We start from the raw sequence: 20,408 nt of genomic DNA, 5'->3' as shown, positions 1-20,408 counted from the left end.
CGCTTGAGTCAACGCAGCTGAAACCAGGTGGTTTTCAGCTGCGTGTACTTGTCAAAAGCGTGCAGCGACAAATCACGCCCGAACCCGGATTGCTTGCCACCACCGAACGGCACCGCCACATCCAGGGCGTCGATGGTGTTGACCGACACCGTCCCGGCATTCAGGGCACGGGCCACGCGGTGCGCACGGTTGAGGTCATCACTCCATACCGAGGCCGCCAGGCCGTAGAGGCTGTCGTTGGCCTGCTGTATCGCCTGCTCTTCCGTGTCGAAAGCGCTGACGGCAAGCACCGGGCCGAACACTTCATCACGGGACAGGGCCATGTCGCGGGTCACGTCGGCAAAAATGGTTGGCTGGATGAAGTTGGAGGAGCCATTGATGGCCAACTGTTCGCCACCGCACAACAGCCTGGCGCCCTCCCCCTGGGCCTGGCTGATGGCGTGCATGATGCGTGCGGTTTGCTGACTGTCGACGATGGCACCGGCCGCACTGCCCGGGTCCAGCGGATCACCCGGCATCCAGGCGCGCGACTTGGCGATCAGGCGCTCGACGAATTCGTCATGGATGGAGCGTTGCACGTAGAGACGGGAGTTGGCCGAACACACTTCGCCCTGGTTGAAAAAGATGCCGAAGGCGGCCTTCTCCGCCGCAAGGTCAAGGTCCTGGCAGTCCTCAAACACCAGGTTCGGGCTCTTGCCGCCACACTCCAGCCACACCTGTTTCAGGTTGGACTGGGCGGAGTACTGCATGAAGTATTTGCCCACCTGAGTGGAGCCGGTGAACACCAGGCAATCCACGTCGGGGTGCAGCCCCAGGGCCTTGCCGGCACTGTCGCCGAGGCCGGGCACTACATTCAACACACCTTCCGGGACACCGGCTTCCAGGGCAAGCTGGGCCAGGCGCAGGGCAGAAAACGGCGACTGCTCGGCAGGTTTCAAGACCACGCTGTTACCGGCCGCCAACGCCGGCGCGAGTTTCCAGGCGGCCATGTCGAGCGGGAAGTTCCACGGCACCACCGCCGCGATCACCCCCAGTGCTTCACGCGTGATGGTTGCCAACGCGTTGTGAGCGGTGGGCGCGACTTGATCGTAGAGCTTGTCGAGGGCTTCGCCGTACCAGGCAAACACATTGGCGGCGCCGGGCACGTCAACGTTGTAGGCGTCCATCACCGGCTTGCCCATGTTCAGCGAATCGAGCAGCGCCAGTTCCTCGCGGTGGGTCATCAGTAATTCGGAGAGCCTGATCAAAATTTTCTTGCGCTCCACCGGCGGCATCCGTCGCCAGGGGCCGGTCTCGAAGGCCTGGCGTGCGCCGCGCACGGCCAGGTCGACTTCTGCGTCACCGCAGGCTGCAACCCGCGACAGCAACTGCTGGGTCGCAGGGTTAATGGCATCGAAGGTCGCCCCGGATGCCGCATTCACTGAGCGGCCACCGATCAGGGCGGTGTTGATGAACGTCTGGCGGGCAACACGCTGTTGCCAGTAGTTAAGGTCGAACACGTTGTACTCCCAATGAATGGCGATGGATAAACGAGGGGTTCACTCGGCGATCTGCAGTTCCGGCATCTTCACGCGCAGCCCCCGCGTGATGCCCAGCAGGCACAGGAGCCCAAGCCCCATCCAGCACAGGCCGATGGTGAACGACAGGCTGGAAAGGCTGCTCCATAGCCAGATCGTGCTGAGGAACCCAAGCGCCGGCACAACGGCGTACAGCAAGTAGTTCCTGGTGCCGCGCAACTTCTGGTCGACCAGGTAGTGCTTGATCACCGCCAGGTTCACCGCCGAGAACGCAAACAGCGCACCGAAGCTGATCATGTTGGCGACGGTATCCAGCGTGATGAACAAGGCAATCAGCGAGAACAGGCTGACCAGCACGATGGCCGTGGCGGGCACGCGCTTTTTCGTCACCAGCTTGCCGAGTACGCGGGGCAGCGCGCCGTCACGCCCCATGGCGAACAGCACCCGCGACACACTGGCCTGGGAGACCATCGCCGAGGCGAAGCAACCGGCGACATAGGTTGCGGTAAAGGCGGTCACCAGCAGTTCGCCGCCCACCCGGCGCATCACATCCACCGAGGCGGCATCCGGGTCGACGAAGCTGTTCCATTGCGGGAACACCATTTGCGCGAAATACGAAACCAGCAGGAACAGCAGTCCGCCGAACAGCGACACCACCATGATCGCTAACGGGATGGTGCGGCGTGGGTTGGGGGTTTCCTCGGCCATGGTCGACACCGCATCGAAGCCAAGAAACGACAGGCACAGCACCGCGGCGCCCGCCATGATCAGCGGCGCGCTGAAGCCTTCATGGTGGAATGGCGCCAGCAGCGACACGGGTGCGGACTGCTCGCTCAGGGTGTGCACCGACAACGCCACGAACACCACGATGAACACCAACTGAGCGACGATGAGTATCCAGTTGACCCGGGTGATGGACTCGATGCCCACCAGGTTCAGCGTGGTCACCAGGGCAATCGAGCCGAGCACCCACACGGCGGTCGGCACCCCGGGAAAACACTCGGACATGTAGATGCCGATCAGCAAATAGCTGAGCAACGGCAGGAAGATGTAGTCCAGCAACAGGGTCCACCCGGCGATGAAGCCGAAGTAAGCGCCAAACGCCTTTCGGGTGTAAGAGTAGACCGAGCCCGAATAGGGATGCGCCTGGACCATGCGCCCATAGCTGTAGGCCGTCAGCAGCATGGCGGCGAGAGTCAGCATGTAGGCGGTCGGCAAGTGGCCCTTGGTCATTTGGGTTACCAGGCCGTAGGTGGTAAACACCGCCAGCGGCACCATGTACGCCAGGCCGAACAGCACCAGCCCGATAAGACCCAGCGGCTGACGGAAGCGGCGGGACGAGGCGGCTTTGGGTGAGGATTGATGAGCGGGTGTATCGGTCACGTTTGTTATTGTATTCATGGGTGACTCCTGGAAATGGGGATGCAGGGCGTCGCGGCATTCGATGGCATCGATGCCGTTCAGCGTTGCCTGATGGAGGTTGCGCACCACCCCTCGCCTGGGGTGGCGCGCTGGTCACTTCAGAGTTTTCCCGCGATCCGTGCGGTGCGATCCACGGCGATGCGGGTCTTTTCAACCAGCTCGTCCAGCTCAGTGCGCGTGGCCACCAGTGCTGGCGCCATGATCATGCGGCCCAGCGTCGAGCGAATGATTACGCCCTCTTCGAAACCAAACGTGCGGCACTGCCAGGCCAGGTCATTTTCGTTCTCGAAGCGCTTGCGGGTGCTCTTGTCTTCAGCGAACTGCAAGGCCGCGAGCAGGCCCGTGCCCTGGATCTCGCCGATCATCGGGTGATTGCCAAACACTTCATGGAGGATTTTTTGCAGGTACGGTCCGGTGTCGTTCTTCACCTGGCGCACGATGCCTTCGTCCCGCAGCGCCTTGAGGTTGGCCAGCGCCACCGCCGCCGCCACCGGGTGCCCGGAATAGGTCAGCCCGTGGGCAAACACGCCGCCGCGCTCCACCAGCGCATCGGCCACGCGCTTGCTCAGCACCAGGCCACCCATCGGCAGGTAACCGGAGGTCAGGCCCTTGGCGATGGACAGGGTGTCGGGCTCGAAACCGAAGTGTTGATGGGCGAACCATTCGCCGGTACGGCCAAAGCCACCAATCACCTCATCGGCACACAGCAGCACATCGTATTGCCGGCAAATGCGCTGGATCTCGGGCCAGTAGCTTTCCGGCGGGAAGATCATGCCGCCCGCGCCCTGGAACGGCTCGGCGATAAACCCGGCGACGTTTTCAGCGCCCAGCTCGAGGATTTTCTCTTCCAGCTGCAAGGCGCAGCGGCGGCCGAACTCGGCAGGCGTCAGCTCACCGCCATGGGCGTACCAGTAGGGTTCGTCAATGTGTGCCACGTCGGGAATCAGGCCGCCCATCTCGTGCATGAACTTCATGCCGCCCAGGGCAGACGCCGCCAGCGTGGAGCCGTGATAACCATTCCAGCGCCCGATCATGATTTTTTTCTGCGGTTGGCCGACCACTTGCCAGTAACGGCGCACGGTACGGATCAGTACTTCGTTGGCCTCGGAGCCGGAGTTGGTGTAGATCACGTGGCTGTAGTGGCCCGGCAACAGGCTGAAGAGCAACTCCGACAGCTCGATCACCGCCGGGTGGGTGGTGTGGAAGAACATGTTGTAGTACGCCAACTGGTCCATCTGGGCGGCGGCGGCAGCGGTCAAGTCCCTGCGACCGTAACCCAGCTGGGTGCACCACAGGCCCGACATGCCGTCCAGGTAACGCTTGCCTTCGCTGTCCCACAGGTAAAGGCCCTCACCGCGCACCATCACCCGCGGGCCTTCGGCATTCAGCGCTTTTTGATCGACAAATGCATGGATGTGGTGGGCCGCATCCGACTTCTGGTAGTCCTCGGTCAGGCGGTTCAGTTGGGCGGGTACGTTCATGGTATTTCTCTCTTATTAGTAGTGACGCAAGGGCGAGCAACGCCGCTCAGCGGTGCTTGCTCATGTAGCTTTCAAGGGGGTCTTTGCTCAGCACTCCCTGGGCTTCGGCCAGCGAATCGATAAACAGGGCAAACAATTCCGATTGCGCGCCGATATCGAGCTTGGTGTAGATGTGTTTGCGGTGGGACTTGATGGTGTCTTCCGAGACGTCGAGGCGTTCGGCCAGCGAACGGGTGGAATGCCCGCGCAGGATCAGTTGGGCGATCCGGCATTCCCGCTCGGTCAATATCGACGAGCCGAAGTTGTTCAGCGCCGAGTGAATGCGCTGCTCCAGCAGGTTTTCGAATCGCGCCCCCTGGGCATCCAGGCCAACGAAATGCTTGCCCAGCACCGCCAGCACCCACGGCGCGATGCGTTTGAATTGGCCGGTGATGGTGGCGTCGAGCTTTTGCGTAAAGGCCAGCGACACCGCCAGGCTCGAGCCGTTGCTCGACTGCAGGATGTAGTTCAGCTCATCCTCCAGATGCGAGTGGCGGTAAAACGACTGGAAGTATTCGCTGAGCTCGAAGTGATCGGGGGCGACCTCGGCCAGCTCGTAACACCCGGAGCTGACGCCCTCCACACAGGCCCCGTAAAACGGGTCGAGCAGATAAAACCCCGACAGGTACTGGCGCACATTGCCTTGTGGCAACCATGGCCCGTCCAGCTCGAACAGCGCACTGGGCATGCCGCCGCGCGGGTAGAAATACAGCGTGGTGGCCTGGATCGGCTGGAGATAACCGAGAGCCTCGAACAAGGTCGCGGCGAACCCCGATTGCCCGATGCTATCGGTCACCCGGGCCATCTGTTCGAACCATTGCGCAGAAGAAAGCCGGTCGTTTTCCACTTCAAACACTCGCTGAAAGAACTGCAAGGATGGTTGCACACCCGCTCCATCCTCGAAATCACCCGATAGGGTGAGCCTGCATCCGATATTTATGCTCACTTCCCAGCTTAATAATATTTTATTAAAAACCGCGCTCCCCCTAGCCTTGAAGCCATGCCCAAGCTGAATCCAACTGCATTACGCAAGGACAGACACATGACTCAAGCAATAACAAAAACAGACACGCTGGTGGTGGGAGCCGGTCAGGCTGGCGTCGCCATGAGCGAGCACCTGAGCAAGCAAGGCGTGCCGCACCTGGTGCTGGAGCGCAGCCGTATCGCCGAGCGCTGGCGCACCGGCCGCTGGGACTCGCTGGTCGCCAACGGCCCGGCCTGGCATGACCGTTTTCCGGGCCTGGCCTTCGATAACGTCGCCCCCGATGGCTTTGCGCCGAAAGAGCGCGTGGCGGACTACTTCGAAGCCTATGCACGCAAGTTCAATGCACCGATTCGCACCGGCGTCGACGTGACCTCGGTGGTGCGCAATGTCGGTCGTCCTGGCTTTACCATCCACACCAGCGAAGGCGTGATCGAAGCCAACCGCGTGGTGGCGGCCACCGGGCCGTTTCAGAAGCCGGTGATTCCGGCGATTGCCCCTCAAGACAGCGCGCTGCACCAGATCCACTCCGCCGACTACCGCAACCCCGCGCAACTGCCGGCCGGCGCGGTGCTGGTGGTGGGGGCGGGTTCCTCCGGGGTGCAGATCGCCGATGAACTGCAACGCTCCGGGCGCCAGGTGTACCTGTCGGTGGGTGCTCACGACCGCCCACCGCGTGCCTATCGCAACCGCGATTTCTGCTGGTGGCTGGGCGTGTTGGGTGAGTGGGACCAGGCCGCGATGAAACCCGGCCGCGAGCACGTGACCATTGCGGTGAGCGGCGCCCACGGCGGCAAGACCATCGACTTCCGCGAGCTGGCCCAGCAAGGCATGACCCTGGTCGGCCTGACCCAATCCTTCAACGGCAGCGTTGCGAGCTTCCAACCCAACCTGGTGGAAAACCTGGCCCGCGGCGATGAGAACTACCTGGCCCTGCTGGATGCGGCGGATGCCTATATCGAGCGCAACGGCCTCGACCTGCCGCCAGAGCCCGAAGCGCGTCGCGTGTTCCCCGATGCCGAGTGCATCAAGCACCCGATCCTGGAACTGGACCTGGCCAAGGCCGGTATCACTTCAATCATCTGGGCCACCGGGTTTGCCGTGGATTACAGCTGGCTGAAGGTCGATGCATTTGACGCCGCCGGCAAGCCACAGCACCAGCGCGGCGTGGCCAGCGAGTCGGGCATCTACTTCCTCGGTTTGCCATGGCAGTCGCGCCGGGGTTCGTCGTTTATCTGGGGGGTGTGGCATGACGCCAAGTACGTGGCCGACCATATCGCCATCCAGCGTCAATACCTTGAATACCGCGAGCCCGCACCGGTTGTTCACACCTCACCTGTCAGCGCCTGATCACTTTTTTCTGGAGTTTTTTTGATGCCTACTCACACTCGCATCCGCATGTTCAACACCAAGGAAACCTACCCTAACCAGAGCCTGGACAATGACCTGTGCCAGGCCGTACGCGCCGGCAACACGGTGTATGTACGGGGCCAGGTGGGCACCGATTTCGACGGCAACCTGATCGGCCTTGGCGACCCGCGCGCGCAAGCCGAACAGGCAATGAAAAACGTCAAGCAACTGCTGGAAGAGGCCGGCAGCGACCTGAGCCACATCGTCAAGACCACCACCTACCTGATCGACCCGCGCTACCGCGAGCCGGTGTACCAGGAAGTCGGCAAGTGGCTAAAAGGCGTGTTCCCGATCTCCACCGGGTTGGTGGTTTCGGCCCTGGGCCAGCCACAGTGGCTGATGGAAATCGACGTGATTGCAGTCATCCCCGAGTAATCCAAGGAGGCACGACATGACCTTTTCAATCGTCGCCCGCTGCGCGGAAACCGGCCAGATGGGCATTGCCATCAGCTCATCGAGCATCGCCGTAGGCGCCCGCTGCCCATGGCTGCGGCCCGGCGTGGGTGCGGTCTCGACCCAGAACATCACCCTGCCCGCCCTCGGCCCGGACGTACTCGATCTATTGGAGCAAGGTCTTGCCCCTGCCGATGCCGTAGACAAGGCCCTGACCCGCAACGGCTACAGCCAATACCGGCAACTGACGGCGATTGATCACCTCGGGCGCACGGTGCATTTCAGCGGCAACGAAACCCTTGGCACCCACCATGCGGTGTCGGGCGAACAGTGCGTGGCCGCCGGCAATATGCTCGCCGACCGCGCGGTGATCGAGGCGATGGTCAAGGCCTTCGAGCAAGGCGAAGGCCAACTGGCAGACCGCCTGCTGGCCGCGATGCATGCGGCCATTGCCGCCGGGGGCGAAGCCGGGCCGGTGCATTCCGCCGCGCTGGTGGTGGTGGGCGAGCTGACCTGGCCGATCATCAACCTGCGGGTGGATTGGGCCGACGAGCAGCCGATCGCCGAGCTGCAAAAGCTCTGGGACGCCTACCGTCCACAGGTGCAGGACTACATCGACCGCGCCCTCGCCCCGGACCGCTCCCCTGGCTACGGCGTGGCCGGAGACGACCGATGAGCACCAGCCGCGAACTGCTGCAGGCGCTGGTGGGGTTTGATACCACCAGCCGCGAATCCAACCTGAAGCTGATCGAGTTCGTGCGCGATTACCTGGCAGGGTTCGGCGTGCCTTGCGAGTTGATCTACAACGATGAGCGCAGCAAGGCCAATCTGTTCGCCACCCTCGGCCCGGCGAATGTGCCCGGGATTGTGCTGTCGGGGCACACCGATGTGGTGCCGGTAGATGGCCAGCCGTGGACGTTGCCGCCGTTTGAGTTGACCGAACGCGACGGCAAGCTGTTTGGCCGGGGCACGGCGGACATGAAGGGCTACATCGCCTGTGTACTGGCGCTGGTGCCGGCCTTGGCAAGCGCAGACTTGCGCATGCCGGTGCACATCGCCCTGTCCTACGACGAGGAAGTCGGCTGCCTTGGGGTGCGTTCGTTGCTCAAGGTGCTGGAACAATGGCCGGTGAAACCGCTGCTGTGCATTATCGGCGAGCCCACCGAGTTGAAGCCGGTGCTGGGCCATAAAGGCAAGCTCGCCATGCGCTGTGAAGTGCATGGTGAGGCCTGCCATTCGGCGTATGCGCCCCAGGGCGTGAATGCGATCGAGTATGCGGCCGAGTTGATTGGTGAGCTGGGGCGAATCGGCCAGCGGCTCAAGGTGCATCAGGACGAGCGCTTTGACCCGCCGTTCAGCACCGTGCAAACCGGGGTAATCTCCGGGGGCAAGGCGTTGAATATCGTACCTGCCGATTGCCGTTTTGACTTTGAAGTGCGCGCCCTGCCCTCGATGGACCCGGGTGAAGTGGCCGAGGAGCTGCAAGCCTATGCGATGCAGCAGGTGTTGCCGCGGATGCAGGCGGTGAGCCGGCAGAGTGCGATTCGCTTCAGTGAGTTGTCGGCGTACCCAGGGCTGGCCACCGACCAGCGCAGCCAGGCGGCGGAGCTGATTGCGGCGTTTTGCGGCTCGCGGGAATTTGGCACCGTGGCGTTCGGGACCGAGGGTGGGTTGTTTGATGCGGCGGGCATTCCGACGGTGGTGTGCGGGCCTGGGAGCATGGACCAGGGGCATAAGCCGGATGAGTTTGTGAGTGTTGCGCAACTGAAGGCTTGCGATGCCATGTTGTTGCGCATGCTCGACTCGATTCGCGCCTGAAACGCGGGCCAAATGTGGGAGCGGGCTTGCTCGCGAATGCGGTGCGACAGTCACCCGATGTATTGACTGATCCACCGCTTTCGCGAGCAAGCCCGCTCCCACATTTTAGTTCTGTGTCTAACCTAACAACCGCGCCAGCTCTTCCCGGCAATACTCCACAAACAACTGCACCGGCTTGGTCAACGGCGCCCGCCGCAACCACACCGCCGACAATCCCGACCCCGTCACCGTCTCCGCCAACGGCACGCACACCAGTTTCTGCCCGTCATAGGAATACGGCGAAAACGGCTTGGTCACCAGGATCGAAAACCCGAACCCGCGCCCCACCATCCCGCGCACCATCTCGATCGACGGCGAACTGAAGACAATATTCGGCGTCAGCCCACGCTCTTCAAAGATGCTTACGAAGTACGTCCGGCTCGGCAGCACATCCAGCAAAATCATCGGTTCCAGCACCAAGTCCGCCAACGACACCTTGGCCTGCTGCGCAAACCGGTGATCCGCCGGCAGCAACGCATAGGGTTGCTGCGGCGGCATCAGCGGCGTGGTCTCGATGGCGCTGCCAAGGTCATGCTCAAACAGCATCGCCACATCGATACTGCCGGCCGTCAGCGCCTGCACCAGTTCCTGTTGTTCGCCATCGCGCAGACGGATTTCCACCCCCGGCCAACGCTCCCTGAAACCGGCAATCAAGCGCGGCAAATACAGCGGTGCCACGGTTTCGAAGCAACCGATATCGATCTGCCCCGCCACCACGTCATTGTCTGCCAGGGCGTTCTGCTCAAACTCATGGGCCACCCGCAGCAGCTCCAGGGCTTTACGATAGAACCGCGCACCGCTTGGCGTCAGCGACACCCCTTGGGCGTGATGGCGGATAAACAGCTGCACACCGAAGCTGTCTTCCAACTGCTTGATGGCCGTCGACACCGACGGTTGCGCGATATAGAGCTTGCGCGAGGCCTCTGCCACGCTGCCGCACTCGGCCGTGGTTACAAAATATCTGAGCTGGCGCAGGTTATAGGCAGCCATCGGGACCTCCATAAACGTGGGATTTCGCCCCAAACAAGTGCGTGAAAATCGGCTTTTTCACACTGATTCAAGTGCATGCAACATACCGGAGCAAAAAACCCCGCGAGATATTATTTTTAAGGTCTATAGCAACAAACTTACTAATTTACCTCCCTGTGACCATTGCACATGATCACTCCAACAACAAAAGCGACGCACACGCGCCGCCCAGCGAAGTACGTCAACGTACTCACCTTGCCTTGGAGCTCGTCATGGTTACCACTGCAACATCCTCCGCCCCGCTTATCGAAAAACACACGATTGGATACGTGCCCCCGGAAGATCGCCACGGAAAGGTAAGAGACCTGTTCACCCTGTGGTTCGGCGGCAACATTGCGCCGTTGCCCATCGTCACCGGCGCGCTGGCCGTGCAACTGTTCGGCCTGAACCTGGTGTGGGGCATCATCGCCATCCTCGTCGGCCACCTCGTCGGCGGCGTGCTGATGGCGCTGCACTCGGCCCAGGGCCCGCAGATGGGCATCCCGCAAATGATCCAGAGCCGCGCCCAGTTCGGCTCCCTCGGCGCACTGCTGGTGGTGGTGATCGCCGGCGTGATGTACATCGGCTTCTTCGCCTCCAACATCGTACTGGCGGGCAAATCCCTGCACGGCGTCGTCGACGTGATCCCGGTACCGGTAGGCATCGTCATCGGCGCCATCGGCTCGGGGATCATCGGCATCATCGGCTACCGCTTTATCCACGTCCTCAACCGCATCGGCACCTGGGTGCTGGGCGCGGGCATCGTGCTGGGTTTCGGCTACATCTTCACCCATGTGCAAACGGCCGACTTCCTGACACGCGGTAACTTCAACATTTCCGGCTGGCTGGCCACCGTGTCGCTGGCCGCGCTGTGGCAAATCGCGTTTGCGCCGTACGTTTCGGACTATTCGCGCTACCTGCCGGCGGATGTGCCGGTGGCGTCGACCTTCTGGACCACCTATCTGGGCACCGTGCTCGGTTCCAGCCTGTCGTTCATCTTTGGTGCGGTTGCGGTACTGGCTACGCCGGTGGGCATGGACACCATGGACGCAGTCAAACTGGCGACCGGCTCCATTGGCCCGCTGATGCTGTTGCTGTTCCTGCTCAGCGTGATCAGCCACAACGCACTTAACCTGTACGGCGCCGTGCTGTCATTGATCACCCTGGTACAGACCTTTGCCTACCGCTGGATCCCGACCGCCAAGGCGCGTGCCGTGATCTCGGTGCTGGTGCTGGCGGCGTGCTCGATTGCGGCGGTGTTTGCGTCGAAGGATTTTATCGGGCACTTCGTGGACATGGTGCTGGTGCTGCTGGTGGTACTGGTGCCGTGGACGGCGATCAACCTGATCGACTTCTATGCGATCCATAAGGGCAAGTACGACATCGGTTCGATCTTTCGCGTGGATGGAGGGATCTACGGGCGGTACAACCCCCAGGCGCTGGTGGCCTATGCGGTGGGGATTGTGGTGCAGATTCCGTTTATGAATACGCCGCTGTATGTCGGGCCGATTTCGGCGCATATCAACGGGGCGGATTTGTCCTGGTTGGTGGGGTTGGTGGTGACGTCGCCGTTGTATTTCTGGTTGGCGAGTCGGGACAGTGCGTATAAGCGTCGGTTGGAGGGGGGGAAGTTGGTGGGTGGGGTTTAATAGAGCCTGGCTCAGTTACGAGAAAACCCGCATTTGCGGGTTTTCCAGTTATCCGGCTTGGCGAATATTGATGGTGCCAGGAAGGCCGCCATCGCGGCCTCGCTAAAGCTCGACGGCTCCCACAGGGGGTCGGTGGTGTGAGTGGGTTTTGTGTTCGGCGGTGCTGTCGGGGTGTTCTTTCTTTATCATGGGGGCCGTCGTTCAACTTCTCCGGTAACCCAATGCACGCCCTCACCTTCCGTAACGCCAACCCCGCAGACGCCAACCGTTGCTACGAGATCGAAATCTCGGCCTACGAAGGCGATGAAGCCGCGACCCTGGGAAAGATCGCCACGCGCATTGCGCTGTACCCGCAAGGCTTTCTGATTCTGGAGGCGGATGGTGTTGTGGTCGGTTTCATCAACTGCGGTTGCGCCGATGAAGTGGTGATGTCGGATGAGGCCTTCAAGGAGTTGGTCGGGCATTCAGCCGATGCGCCGAATGTGGTGATCATGTCGGTGGTGGTGGATCCCGCCCAGCAAGGCAAGGGCTACTCCACGCGCTTGATGACGGAGTTCGTGCAGCGCATGCAGGCGATGGGCAAGAAGACCATTCACCTGATGTGCAAGGACCGGCATGTGGAGCTGTATAAGCGCATGGGCTATCGCTATGTGCAGCCGTCGGCGTCGGACCATGGCGGGATGGCGTGGCATGAGATGGTGATGGATCTATGAAGCCGCATCTGATTGAGGTCGGCGACCAGCCAGACGCCAAAGCCGAGCAGCTCCTGGGCAGCGGCCTCGCCGCCTTCAACGAGCACGTCACCGGGTCCAATGACCGACGTCCGTTGACGGTGCTGATCAAGGATCCCGACACCGGTGAAACCCTCGGCGGCATCACCGGAAAAACCAGCCTCGGCATGGCCTTTCTCGACCTGTTTTATCTGCCCGAGGCCCTGCGTGGCTCAGGCCTGGGCACAACGCTGCTGAAAGCATTCGAAGACGAAGCCCGTCATCGTGGCTGCCGCTCGGCGATGCTGTACACCCTCAGTTTCCAGGCCCCGGAGTTTTACGAGAAGAATGGCTGGGTGCGGTTTGGTGAAATCCCGTGCGACCCGGAAGGCAGCAGCCGGGTGTTCCTGAGCAAAATGCTCTGAGGAACTTACTTCACTCGATGTCGAACATACGCTCAATCAGCTTTATCGCCTGACGCCCATCCGCCGCATACAACCCAGCTAGCGCTTGTTGATCCGAAAGCCGGTGCAAGTCGAAGTGGTTGTAGAACGCTTGGCCGGTGCGCTGCGATTCAAAATGACTCGCCTCAAGAAGGCGCAGGAACTCCAGATAAGCCAACTTCTCCAGTGCGAGGCGCTCAGCCATCACCCTGTCCTTCCAACGGAAAAATGACTTCCTGAGTATCCAGGTTCTTGATCGTCGAGTACGTGCGGTACTCCACGCTGTAGGCACCCGGGTAGCCCTTGGTGCTGGCGGTCATGCGGAAGGTCACGACATACCGCTGGCCCCCGGCAAACACCACATCATCGGCGCCTTTGTTGCAGAAGGCGCCGCCGGTGCCCAAGGCGTTCATCGACACGTTGCACCAGCGCAATGAATGCTTGCCCGGAGCCAACTTGAGCGCCTGTTCACCGGACACATCAAGGATTGAACGTCGACCGGCGCCCGGGAGCGCAACGCCGTCTACTTCCGTGGCCAACACCAAGCGGTGAAACGGCACGCCCAGTTCACGTACCCGGAACGTTTCGAAGTACACCAGCGCTGCATTCGGGTGGTTGTCGGAGAGGTCGACCGGTTGCATTTTTTCCGGGGCCCAATCGCCTTGGTAGTTCTTGTAGTGGTAGTCGGAACAGGCGCCGAGCAGCGGGAATACACAGGCAACGGCGAGCTTTAACACTTTCATCGGATAAACGGTCCTTGTGAGCGATGACATCATATCGACATTATTTCGATTTTCTTAAGTGCAATTGCTCACGCGTTAAGACTGAAGTCTTTTACCAAACAGCCGATTTTCATGGGTTTCATTCTGGAACGTATACGTAGGCGCCCCCAGTAGCTCATAACCACGACGCGGGTAAAAACCCAGCGCCCGCTCGTTGCCGACCCACACCGTCGCCCACAACAAAGAAGCGCCACCCTGCCCTGCGCGCTGTTCAGCCGCTTGCAGCAAACGGTAGCCGAGTCCGAGCCCGGTAAACCGTTCCTGGATGTAGAGCCGCTGCAACTCCGCCGGTTTCGGGGTTGAGATCAGCGCATGGCCGGTGTCCATCGCCACCTGGGCAAACCCCACCAGATGCCCGTTGGATTCAGCGACGATGATGGCCGTGCCCGGCTGGGCGATCAGCGCGGAAATCGTCTGGGGCGAAAACGCTTGCAGCGCCTCGGCGGCGATTGAGTCGCGAATGCCTTCGGTGGCGTAAGTATCGAGAAAAACCTGCATGCCCAGCACACCAACGCATAACGCGTCTTCAGGCCGTGCATCGCGGATAAGCATGTCGGGAAGCATTCGAGGGGTACTCTCAAAATCAGCAAAGGCAACGTTTTAACACAACTGCACATCTCTTCAATTGCCAGCCTGAATTTGCCCCAGTAGGGTTGTCGCTTCCCCCGCCAACAGGAGCCAGCAATGACCTGGTTTTCAGATCCCGACGCTGTCGCCCGCTACGCCGAAGGCCCGGTGAGGCTGGTGCCGGGTTTCGAGTCCTTGCAGCGCATGAGCACGCTGCTGCTGCGCGAAAGCGTCCCAGCCACCGGCAAGGTATTGGTACTCGGTGCAGGCGGCGGCCTGGAGTTGAAGAAGTTTGCCGACAGCCAGCCCGAGTGGCAGTTTGTGGGGGTGGACCCGTCTGCCGAGATGCTGAAGCTGGCCGAGGCCACCTTGGGTCCGCTGATGGCCCGGGTGCAGTTGCATGAAGGCTATATCGATACCGCGCCCGAGGGGCCGTTCGATGCCGCCACGTCCTTGCTGACCTTGCACTTCATCCCGGCCGAAGAGCGTCTGCAAACCCTGAAAGAGCTGTGGCGGGGCTTGTCGCCGGGCGCGCCTTTGATTGCGGCGCATCACAGCTTCCCCCAATCCTCGCCAGAGGAAAAAGCGCGCTGGCTGAAGCGTTATGCGGCCTATGCGGTGGATTCCGGCGTACCGGCTGAAGATGCGCAGCGGGCGATTACCGCCATCAGCAGCCACTTGCCGGTGCTGTCACCCAACGACGATGAAGCGCTGCTACGGGAGGCAGGCTTCGAAGGTGTGGAACTGTTCTACGCGGGCTTCAGCTTCAAGGGCTGGATTGCCTACAAGCCCGCCTAGCTTCCGGGGGAGGCTTACCAACTCCCCGACGCCCCACCCCCACCACTGGAACCACCACCACCCGATGAGCTGCTGCTGGAACTGGAACTCGAACCGGAGGAGCTGGAGCCCCCACCCGACCCCGACCCCGACCCGCCGCTGATACCGTGGGCAAAGATGAACAGCGCCGCGAACGAAGCGAATGGGAACGCCAACAGCCATCCCGTGGCGCCCTTGTCAATCAATGCCCCAGCGACCCCGTACAACACCAGCACCGCCAACAGCCGCGCGATAAAGCCCACCTGGCTCTCTTGCCACATGCTCTTCATCACCAGGAACAGGCCGAGATACAGGCCCAGGACCAGCAACCCTGCGAATGGATAAGCCAGCCAGTGAATAAGGGATATCTCGCGCACGAAGTTATCGGTCAGCAGCACGCCGGCGATATAGCCCAACAGCACCAGCACGGTGTAAAACGCCGCCCTCGCCTGCCACAACGCGCCGAAAGTAGCGCCACCGATCAGCATGCACAGGGGCAGCAACAGCAAATAGACCGGCCAGTCCTTGCCGCCCGCAACCGCGACCAGCACCACGGTGACACCGACCACCGCCATCAGGGCCCGGCGCCAAGGGAGTTTTTCGGCCCCCATCAATACCCCGACCACCCCGCCAAACATGAATGCCAGGAGTACCGCATACGCTTCAGGCGGGAAACCGGCCTTGGCCACCTCGGGCAAATTGCCCCCGTCCACCAACAGTGTCAGGTCGTCCACCGCCTGCTGCACGCCGCCTGCGTAATCGCCCTGGCGAAACGCCGGGGTGATGTGTTCCTCGATGATGCGGTGGGCCAGCAGGTCGGTGACCACGCCCTCCAGGCCGTAACCGACTTCGATCCGAACCTTGCGATCGTCTTTCGCCACCAGCAGCAGGATGCCGTCGTTGACGTCCTTGCGCCCCAGCTTCCAGGCACGGAACAGTTGGTTGGCGAAGTCCTCGATGCCAACGCCCTGGGTGCTCGGCAGCAGCATCACTGCCACCTGTGCGCCCTTGCGTTGTTCCAGACCGGCGAGTTGCGTGGTCATACGCGATTGAGTGGCAGCGTCGAGGGTTTGGGTCAGGTCGATCACGCGCTGGTCCAGCGCAACCGTGACCGGCGCCGGGGGAACGGTATCGGCCCACACTTGCGAGCCGGAAACGATCAGCAGCAAGCCCAAGACACATTGCCGTAGGAACACCATCATGTTTTGTTACCTGAAGTTTCATCCTGAATCGGCCGACTTTACCCTATCGACGCTATAAACAGGTGACCCGACGCCACCGACTATCTAGACTTACGCCACCCCCACACACGCCCTACACGAGAACGCCATGGACCTTCAGCAGCGCAACAACGTCAGGGTGTATGGCAGCGGTCCCTCGACCCTGGTTTTCTCCCATGGCTTCGGGTGTGATCAAACCATGTGGAATTATCTGTTTCCTCATTTCACCGGGCGTTTCCGTGTGGTGCTGTATGACCTGGTGGGGGCTGGCCAGTCCGACCTGGGCGCGTACGACAGCGAAAAATACAGCTCACTCGCCGGCTACGCCCATGACTTGGGCGAGATTGTTGATGAATACGCCGTGGGCCCGGTGGTGCTGGTGGGGCACTCCGTCAGCGCGATGATCGGCGCCCTGGCCGATCGCCAGGCGCCCGGAACAATCGCCGCCCATGTGATGATCGGTCCTTCGCCGTGCTATATCGATTCCGGCGACTACACGGGCGGGTTCACCCTCGATGATATCCATTCATTGCTCGATACCCTCGACAGCAATTACCTCGGCTGGTCCAGCACCATGGCCCCGGTAATCATGGGCGCACCCGGGCAACCGGCCCTCGGCGAAGAACTGACCAACAGTTTCTGCCGCACCGAGCCCGACATCGCCAAGCGCTTCGCACGGGTGACGTTCCTGTCGGACAACCGCCAGGACATCGCCGGCCTGATGACCCCCACCCTGATTCTGCAATCCACCGACGACTTGATCGCACCGGTCTGCGTGGGTGAATACCTGCACGCGGAGTTGCCCGCCAGCACGTATTGCCTGGTCGATAACGTGGGGCATTGCCCGCACATGAGTGCACCTGGGGCCTGCTCAGTGGCCATGGACAGTTTCCTGTTGCCATGGGTAGGTGCCGATGCCAGCCGATAACCTGTCGTTGCCGGATGCTCAACGTTTGTTCGACGGCGCGCCCTGCGCCTTGGTGGTGACCCGGGAAGACGGCACCATCGTGCAGGCCAACCAGTGCTTCAGCGACTGGACCGGCTTCAGCGTCGAGGAGTTGAAGGAACGACGGTTCCAGGACCTGCTGACGATGGGCGGGCGGATCTTCCATCAGACGCACCTGGCGCCGCTGATGAAAATGCAAGGCTCCATCGCCGAAGTGAAACTCGACCTGCTGCACCGTGACCGGCGCACCGTCACGGTATTGCTCAACGGCGTCAGGCACGAACATGCCGGTATTGCCTACAACGAACTGGCCCTTTTCGGCACCACCGACCGCGACAAGTACGAGCGCGAACTGCTCAACGCCCGCAAACTGGCTGAAGCCTTGCTGCAGGAAAAGACCGCCGCTGAAGTCGCGCTGCATCAGGCCCAGGCCGAACTGAGCAGCGCCTATGAAATCGCCCAGCGCCGGGCGCTGTTTGCCGAGCAGATGGTCGCGATTGTCAGCCATGACCTGAAGAACCCGCTTACCGCGATCAAGATGGCCTCGGAGTTCCTCGCCCGTGGCGAGCGCAGCCCCAAGGAGCGCCAACTCCTGGGGCATATCGGCCTGTCCACCGAACGGGCGCAGCGGATGATCGCCGACTTGCTGGACTTCACCCAGGCCAGAGTCGGCCAGGGCATCAGCATCAATCCCGTAGCACTCGACCTGCACGCCGTCACCCGTGACAGTCTCGACGAGTTGCAAGTGGCGTTCCCCACGGCGACCCTCGAACATCACGCCACGGGCAGCGCCCGCACGTTCCTGGATGCCGACCGCATACAACAAATCATCGGCAACCTGGTGGCCAACAGCGTGGCGTACGGCGACCTGCAACAGCCGATTACCGTCACCTCGCACCAGGACGCACAAGAGAGCCGGCTCTCGGTGCATAACCAGGGGCCGGCGATTCCCGAAGCGTTGATGGCTGGCTTGTTTGAGCCCATGACCCGAGGCACGGAGCAGGACAGTGAGGTGCGTAGCGTTGGCCTGGGGCTGTTTATCGTGCGGGAAATCGCCAAGGCCCATGATGGAGGTGTTTCGGTGAGCTCAAACCCGGACCGGGGCACTACCTTCAGTGTGCACTTTCCATTGCGCCACCCATGAGCGCGGCAGCCACAGTGCCGTGAACAACGGTTTGGACAGCCCCCGTCAACACCACGCCGCCGTGCCCGTCCCACTGCACTGTCAGGGTACCGCCATCGCATTGCACGTCGACGGTGTCATCCAGCAGCCCTCGACGAATCCCGTTGACCACCGCGCCACAACAGCACGAGCCCGAGCCTTGCGGGATGCCGCCGCCCCGCTCCCAGATGCGCAGGCGGATATGGCTGCGATCCAGCACTTGCACGAAATGCACGTTGGTGTTGTTGGGGAACAGCGGGTGGGTTTCCAACGACGGCCCAAGCGTCGCGATATCGACCGCCGCCAGGTCGTCGACAAAGAAGGTGCAATGCGGGTTGCCCATGCTGCACGCCGCCGGGTCGCCCTCCAGCGGCAAGCGTTCGGTGTCCATCGCCTGCGCCAGCGGAATTTTTTCCCAGCCCAATGAAGGCAGCCCCATGTCCACCGACACCCGCTGTCCCGATTCGCGCACGCACGTCAGCAGCCCCCGGTTGGTTCGCAGCACGAGGGTGGCAGTGCCGGCTTCGCGCATCAGCATGTCTGCAACCCCGCGGGTGGCGCTGCCGCAGGTGTCGAGCGGGGTGCCGTTGGGGTTCCAGAATGTGATACGGGCGGCCGCGTCAGTGCAGTCGAGCACCACGGCCAATTGATTGAAGCCGATGCCGCGATGACGGTCACCCAGGCGGCGGGCGATTTCAGCGGTGATCGGGTCATCCTGGCCGCGCCGGTCGATCACGATGAAATCATCACCGTGGGCGTGCATCTTCACGAACTGCAAAGTCATGGGGCGTCCTGTTCTCGACCGGGCAAGGCCTGCAAGGATAGAGGGCTGGCGGGTATTTCATCAAATTCCCATCACGGGCATGGTAGCGTGACTTTGCCCCGCCCGGGTCAATCCATCCCTGAGGAACAGCATGCTCCAACGCCCTCTGCACACCGTGGCCCTCGCCGCGCTGCTCGCCGCGTTCGCCAACGCCGCCTTTGCCGCGCCCCAGGTCCTGAGTGCCTGCCAGCCCGCCACCTCGAATCCGACCTCCAAATCGCTGCTGGCGGCTGCCCAGCGCCACCTCGGCGACCAGCCCGACGCCCTGCCCCATCTGCACACCGAAGGTACCCTGCCGAACCACGGCATCCGCGAGCAAAGCATCGCCGCCGAGAAGGATTGGCCAGTCATGCGCCAGGCGGCCCTGGCCTGGCGCCTGAGCCGTGACACGCGCTACCTCAAGCAAGTGGATGACTACCTGAGCGCGTGGGCCAGCACCTACCAGCCGGACTTCAACCCGATCGACGAAACCAACCTCGACATGCTGATCAGCGCCTACGCCCTCACCGCCAGCGACCTTCGCCCCCAGACCCGCGATGCCACCCGCGCGCTGCTGACCAACCTGGGCAATGGCTATATCGAGCGCATCAAGCAGTTCCACGGCGAAAAGAAAGCCACCAACACCAATAACTGGCAGAGCCACCGCGTAAAACTGGTCACGGTGGCCGCCGCCGCACTGGGCGACCGCGAGATGCTCGAACAGGCCTTCCAGCTGTTCCGGCAACAGATCAACGACAACGTACTGCCCGACGGCTCGGTGAGCGACTTCCAGGACCGTGACGCCCTGCACTATGTGGTCTACGACCTGGAGCCGCTGGTGCAGGCGGCGCTGGCGGCCAAGCCCTACGGCATTGGCGGCAACTGGCTGGACGTCACCGCGCCCCACGGTGGCTCGCTGAGCGAAGCACTGGACTGGCTGGCGCCGTATGCCAAAGGCCAGCGCAGCCACGAAGAGTTCGTGCATACCCACGTGCAGTTCGACCGGGACCGGGCCCGCGTAGGTGAGCCTGGCTACAGCGGCGAATGGAACCCGAAAAGCAGCAATACGCTGTACTGGCTGGCGGCGCAGTTGGACGCCCGGTATCTGCCAGTGGCCGAACAACTCGCGCCCAAGCCTTCGGACTGGATCAGCGCCTGTTATTTGAAGTGAGTCGCCCGGTAGACTGAGCCGACTCACCCCT

The 20,408-nt window shown here is 61.9% G+C and carries 21 protein-coding genes; 11 read left to right on the top strand and 10 right to left on the bottom strand.

What is annotated here, in order from left to right:
• Positions 1–8: 8 nt before the first annotated feature.
• From HYE77_RS05665 to HYE77_RS05650, 4 genes are all read right to left on the bottom strand, one after another.
• Positions 9–1,499, bottom strand: a complete 1,491-nt coding sequence (locus HYE77_RS05665) for an aldehyde dehydrogenase (protein WP_177068541.1) — start codon at positions 1,497–1,499, stop codon at positions 9–11.
• Between the two features lie 39 nt (positions 1,500–1,538).
• The gene (locus HYE77_RS05660) at positions 1,539–2,918 is read right to left on the bottom strand and encodes an APC family permease (protein WP_177068540.1); all 1,380 of its coding nucleotides are present in this window, start codon (positions 2,916–2,918) and stop codon (positions 1,539–1,541) included.
• Between the two features lie 119 nt (positions 2,919–3,037).
• Positions 3,038–4,420: an aspartate aminotransferase family protein gene (locus HYE77_RS05655; RefSeq protein WP_008435341.1), complete on the bottom strand. Its 1,383-nt coding sequence runs from the start codon at positions 4,418–4,420 to the stop codon at positions 3,038–3,040.
• A gap of 46 nt (positions 4,421–4,466) precedes the next feature.
• On the bottom strand, positions 4,467–5,306 hold the full coding sequence (locus HYE77_RS05650; RefSeq protein ID WP_177022031.1) for a helix-turn-helix transcriptional regulator: 840 nt from the start codon (positions 5,304–5,306) through the stop codon (positions 4,467–4,469).
• A 153-nt stretch (positions 5,307–5,459) separates the two neighbouring features.
• Here HYE77_RS05650 and HYE77_RS05645 point away from each other — a divergent pair, with 153 nt between their 5' ends.
• From HYE77_RS05645 to argE, 4 genes are read left to right on the top strand one after another with little or no spacing between them, the layout of a single operon-like run.
• Complete coding sequence (locus tag HYE77_RS05645) at positions 5,460–6,791, top strand: flavin-containing monooxygenase (protein WP_371316147.1); 1,332 nt, start codon at positions 5,460–5,462, stop codon at positions 6,789–6,791.
• Between the two features lie 24 nt (positions 6,792–6,815).
• Positions 6,816–7,226, top strand: a complete 411-nt coding sequence (locus tag HYE77_RS05640; RefSeq protein WP_003207327.1) for a RidA family protein — start codon at positions 6,816–6,818, stop codon at positions 7,224–7,226.
• A 16-nt stretch (positions 7,227–7,242) separates the two neighbouring features.
• Positions 7,243–7,920, top strand: coding sequence for a DUF1028 domain-containing protein (locus HYE77_RS05635; protein ID WP_177068539.1), 678 nt, complete (start codon positions 7,243–7,245; stop codon positions 7,918–7,920).
• Positions 7,917–9,062: an acetylornithine deacetylase gene (gene argE / locus HYE77_RS05630; RefSeq protein ID WP_102606138.1), complete on the top strand. Its 1,146-nt coding sequence runs from the start codon at positions 7,917–7,919 to the stop codon at positions 9,060–9,062. The genes HYE77_RS05635 and argE overlap by 4 nt, the downstream gene beginning before the upstream one ends.
• A gap of 117 nt (positions 9,063–9,179) precedes the next feature.
• Here the strand turns inward: argE and HYE77_RS05625 are convergent, their stop codons facing one another.
• Positions 9,180–10,091 (bottom strand): LysR substrate-binding domain-containing protein, encoded by a 912-nt coding sequence (locus HYE77_RS05625; RefSeq protein ID WP_003210159.1) that lies wholly within the window; start codon positions 10,089–10,091, stop codon positions 9,180–9,182.
• A 251-nt stretch (positions 10,092–10,342) separates the two neighbouring features.
• Between HYE77_RS05625 and HYE77_RS05620 the strand changes: the two genes are divergently transcribed.
• The 3 genes from HYE77_RS05620 to HYE77_RS05610 all read left to right on the top strand — a co-directional run bounded on the left by HYE77_RS05620 (position 10,343) and on the right by HYE77_RS05610 (position 12,893).
• A complete protein-coding gene (locus HYE77_RS05620) occupies positions 10,343–11,758 on the top strand; it encodes a cytosine permease (protein WP_008435358.1) in 1,416 nt (471 codons plus the stop codon).
• Between the two features lie 221 nt (positions 11,759–11,979).
• The gene (locus HYE77_RS05615; RefSeq protein ID WP_177068538.1) at positions 11,980–12,471 is read left to right on the top strand and encodes a GNAT family N-acetyltransferase; all 492 of its coding nucleotides are present in this window, start codon (positions 11,980–11,982) and stop codon (positions 12,469–12,471) included.
• Complete coding sequence (locus HYE77_RS05610) at positions 12,468–12,893, top strand: N-acetyltransferase (RefSeq protein ID WP_087692433.1); 426 nt, start codon at positions 12,468–12,470, stop codon at positions 12,891–12,893. The genes HYE77_RS05615 and HYE77_RS05610 overlap by 4 nt, the downstream gene beginning before the upstream one ends.
• A gap of 10 nt (positions 12,894–12,903) precedes the next feature.
• Here HYE77_RS05610 and HYE77_RS05605 read toward each other — a convergent pair whose 3' ends face one another.
• The 3 genes from HYE77_RS05605 to HYE77_RS05595 form a co-directional block, all read right to left on the bottom strand.
• Entirely contained in the window at positions 12,904–13,116 is a 213-nt protein-coding gene (locus tag HYE77_RS05605; RefSeq protein WP_087692434.1) for a hypothetical protein, read from the bottom strand.
• The gene (locus HYE77_RS05600; protein WP_017475120.1) at positions 13,109–13,654 is read right to left on the bottom strand and encodes a hypothetical protein; all 546 of its coding nucleotides are present in this window, start codon (positions 13,652–13,654) and stop codon (positions 13,109–13,111) included. The genes HYE77_RS05605 and HYE77_RS05600 overlap by 8 nt, the downstream gene beginning before the upstream one ends.
• 75 nt (positions 13,655–13,729) lie before the next feature.
• The gene (locus tag HYE77_RS05595; protein ID WP_256347117.1) at positions 13,730–14,245 is read right to left on the bottom strand and encodes a GNAT family N-acetyltransferase; all 516 of its coding nucleotides are present in this window, start codon (positions 14,243–14,245) and stop codon (positions 13,730–13,732) included.
• Positions 14,246–14,377: 132 nt separating this feature from the next.
• On the opposite strand from HYE77_RS05595, the gene HYE77_RS05590 reads away from it, so the two are divergent.
• On the top strand, positions 14,378–15,058 hold the full coding sequence (locus HYE77_RS05590) for a class I SAM-dependent methyltransferase (RefSeq protein WP_177068536.1): 681 nt from the start codon (positions 14,378–14,380) through the stop codon (positions 15,056–15,058).
• 14 nt (positions 15,059–15,072) lie between these two features.
• Here the strand turns inward: HYE77_RS05590 and HYE77_RS05585 are convergent, their stop codons facing one another.
• On the bottom strand, positions 15,073–16,278 hold the full coding sequence (locus tag HYE77_RS05585) for a YgcG family protein (RefSeq protein ID WP_177068535.1): 1,206 nt from the start codon (positions 16,276–16,278) through the stop codon (positions 15,073–15,075).
• Between the two features lie 127 nt (positions 16,279–16,405).
• Here HYE77_RS05585 and HYE77_RS05580 point away from each other — a divergent pair, with 127 nt between their 5' ends.
• Both HYE77_RS05580 and HYE77_RS05575 read left to right on the top strand, forming a co-directional pair.
• Positions 16,406–17,224, top strand: a complete 819-nt coding sequence (locus HYE77_RS05580; RefSeq protein ID WP_177068534.1) for an alpha/beta fold hydrolase — start codon at positions 16,406–16,408, stop codon at positions 17,222–17,224.
• Complete coding sequence (locus HYE77_RS05575) at positions 17,211–18,386, top strand: PAS domain-containing sensor histidine kinase (RefSeq protein ID WP_177068533.1); 1,176 nt, start codon at positions 17,211–17,213, stop codon at positions 18,384–18,386. Before HYE77_RS05580 ends, HYE77_RS05575 begins: the two co-directional genes overlap by 14 nt.
• Here the strand turns inward: HYE77_RS05575 and dapF are convergent.
• Complete coding sequence (gene dapF / locus HYE77_RS05570) at positions 18,355–19,188, bottom strand: diaminopimelate epimerase (RefSeq protein WP_177068532.1); 834 nt, start codon at positions 19,186–19,188, stop codon at positions 18,355–18,357. The two genes, HYE77_RS05575 and dapF, sit on opposite strands and share 32 nt — an antisense overlap.
• 130 nt (positions 19,189–19,318) lie before the next feature.
• Between dapF and HYE77_RS05565 the strand changes: the two genes are divergently transcribed.
• Entirely contained in the window at positions 19,319–20,377 is a 1,059-nt protein-coding gene (locus HYE77_RS05565; protein WP_008435376.1) for an alginate lyase family protein, read from the top strand.
• Positions 20,378–20,408 lie beyond the last annotated feature (31 nt).

This window comes from Pseudomonas sp. IPO3774, from assembly GCF_013386835.1.
In the GTDB taxonomy this organism is placed as follows: Bacteria; Pseudomonadota; Gammaproteobacteria; order Pseudomonadales; family Pseudomonadaceae; genus Aquipseudomonas.
The sequence above is the reverse complement of the archived record's forward strand: the minus strand, read 5'-3'. Positions and strand labels throughout refer to the sequence as shown.

Coding starts and splice junctions, on each gene's coding strand:
- HYE77_RS05660 (WP_177068540.1), bottom strand. CDS start 2,918: ATGAATACAATAACAAACGTGACCGATACACCCGCTCATCAATCCTCA.
- HYE77_RS05585 (WP_177068535.1), bottom strand. CDS start 16,278: ATGATGGTGTTCCTACGGCAATGTGTCTTGGGCTTGCTGCTGATCGTT.
- HYE77_RS05580 (WP_177068534.1), top strand. CDS start 16,406: ATGGACCTTCAGCAGCGCAACAACGTCAGGGTGTATGGCAGCGGTCCC.
- HYE77_RS05600 (WP_017475120.1), bottom strand. CDS start 13,654: ATGAAAGTGTTAAAGCTCGCCGTTGCCTGTGTATTCCCGCTGCTCGGC.
- HYE77_RS05595 (WP_256347117.1), bottom strand. CDS start 14,245: ATGCTTATCCGCGATGCACGGCCTGAAGACGCGTTATGCGTTGGTGTG.
- HYE77_RS05635 (WP_177068539.1), top strand. CDS start 7,243: ATGACCTTTTCAATCGTCGCCCGCTGCGCGGAAACCGGCCAGATGGGC.
- HYE77_RS05625 (WP_003210159.1), bottom strand. CDS start 10,091: ATGGCTGCCTATAACCTGCGCCAGCTCAGATATTTTGTAACCACGGCC.
- HYE77_RS05605 (WP_087692434.1), bottom strand. CDS start 13,116: ATGGCTGAGCGCCTCGCACTGGAGAAGTTGGCTTATCTGGAGTTCCTG.
- dapF (WP_177068532.1), bottom strand. CDS start 19,188: ATGACTTTGCAGTTCGTGAAGATGCACGCCCACGGTGATGATTTCATC.
- HYE77_RS05565 (WP_008435376.1), top strand. CDS start 19,319: ATGCTCCAACGCCCTCTGCACACCGTGGCCCTCGCCGCGCTGCTCGCC.
- HYE77_RS05655 (WP_008435341.1), bottom strand. CDS start 4,420: ATGAACGTACCCGCCCAACTGAACCGCCTGACCGAGGACTACCAGAAG.
- HYE77_RS05620 (WP_008435358.1), top strand. CDS start 10,343: ATGGTTACCACTGCAACATCCTCCGCCCCGCTTATCGAAAAACACACG.
- HYE77_RS05640 (WP_003207327.1), top strand. CDS start 6,816: ATGCCTACTCACACTCGCATCCGCATGTTCAACACCAAGGAAACCTAC.
- HYE77_RS05645 (WP_371316147.1), top strand. CDS start 5,460: ATGCCCAAGCTGAATCCAACTGCATTACGCAAGGACAGACACATGACT.
- HYE77_RS05610 (WP_087692433.1), top strand. CDS start 12,468: ATGAAGCCGCATCTGATTGAGGTCGGCGACCAGCCAGACGCCAAAGCC.
- HYE77_RS05575 (WP_177068533.1), top strand. CDS start 17,211: ATGCCAGCCGATAACCTGTCGTTGCCGGATGCTCAACGTTTGTTCGAC.
- HYE77_RS05590 (WP_177068536.1), top strand. CDS start 14,378: ATGACCTGGTTTTCAGATCCCGACGCTGTCGCCCGCTACGCCGAAGGC.
- HYE77_RS05615 (WP_177068538.1), top strand. CDS start 11,980: ATGCACGCCCTCACCTTCCGTAACGCCAACCCCGCAGACGCCAACCGT.
- argE (WP_102606138.1), top strand. CDS start 7,917: ATGAGCACCAGCCGCGAACTGCTGCAGGCGCTGGTGGGGTTTGATACC.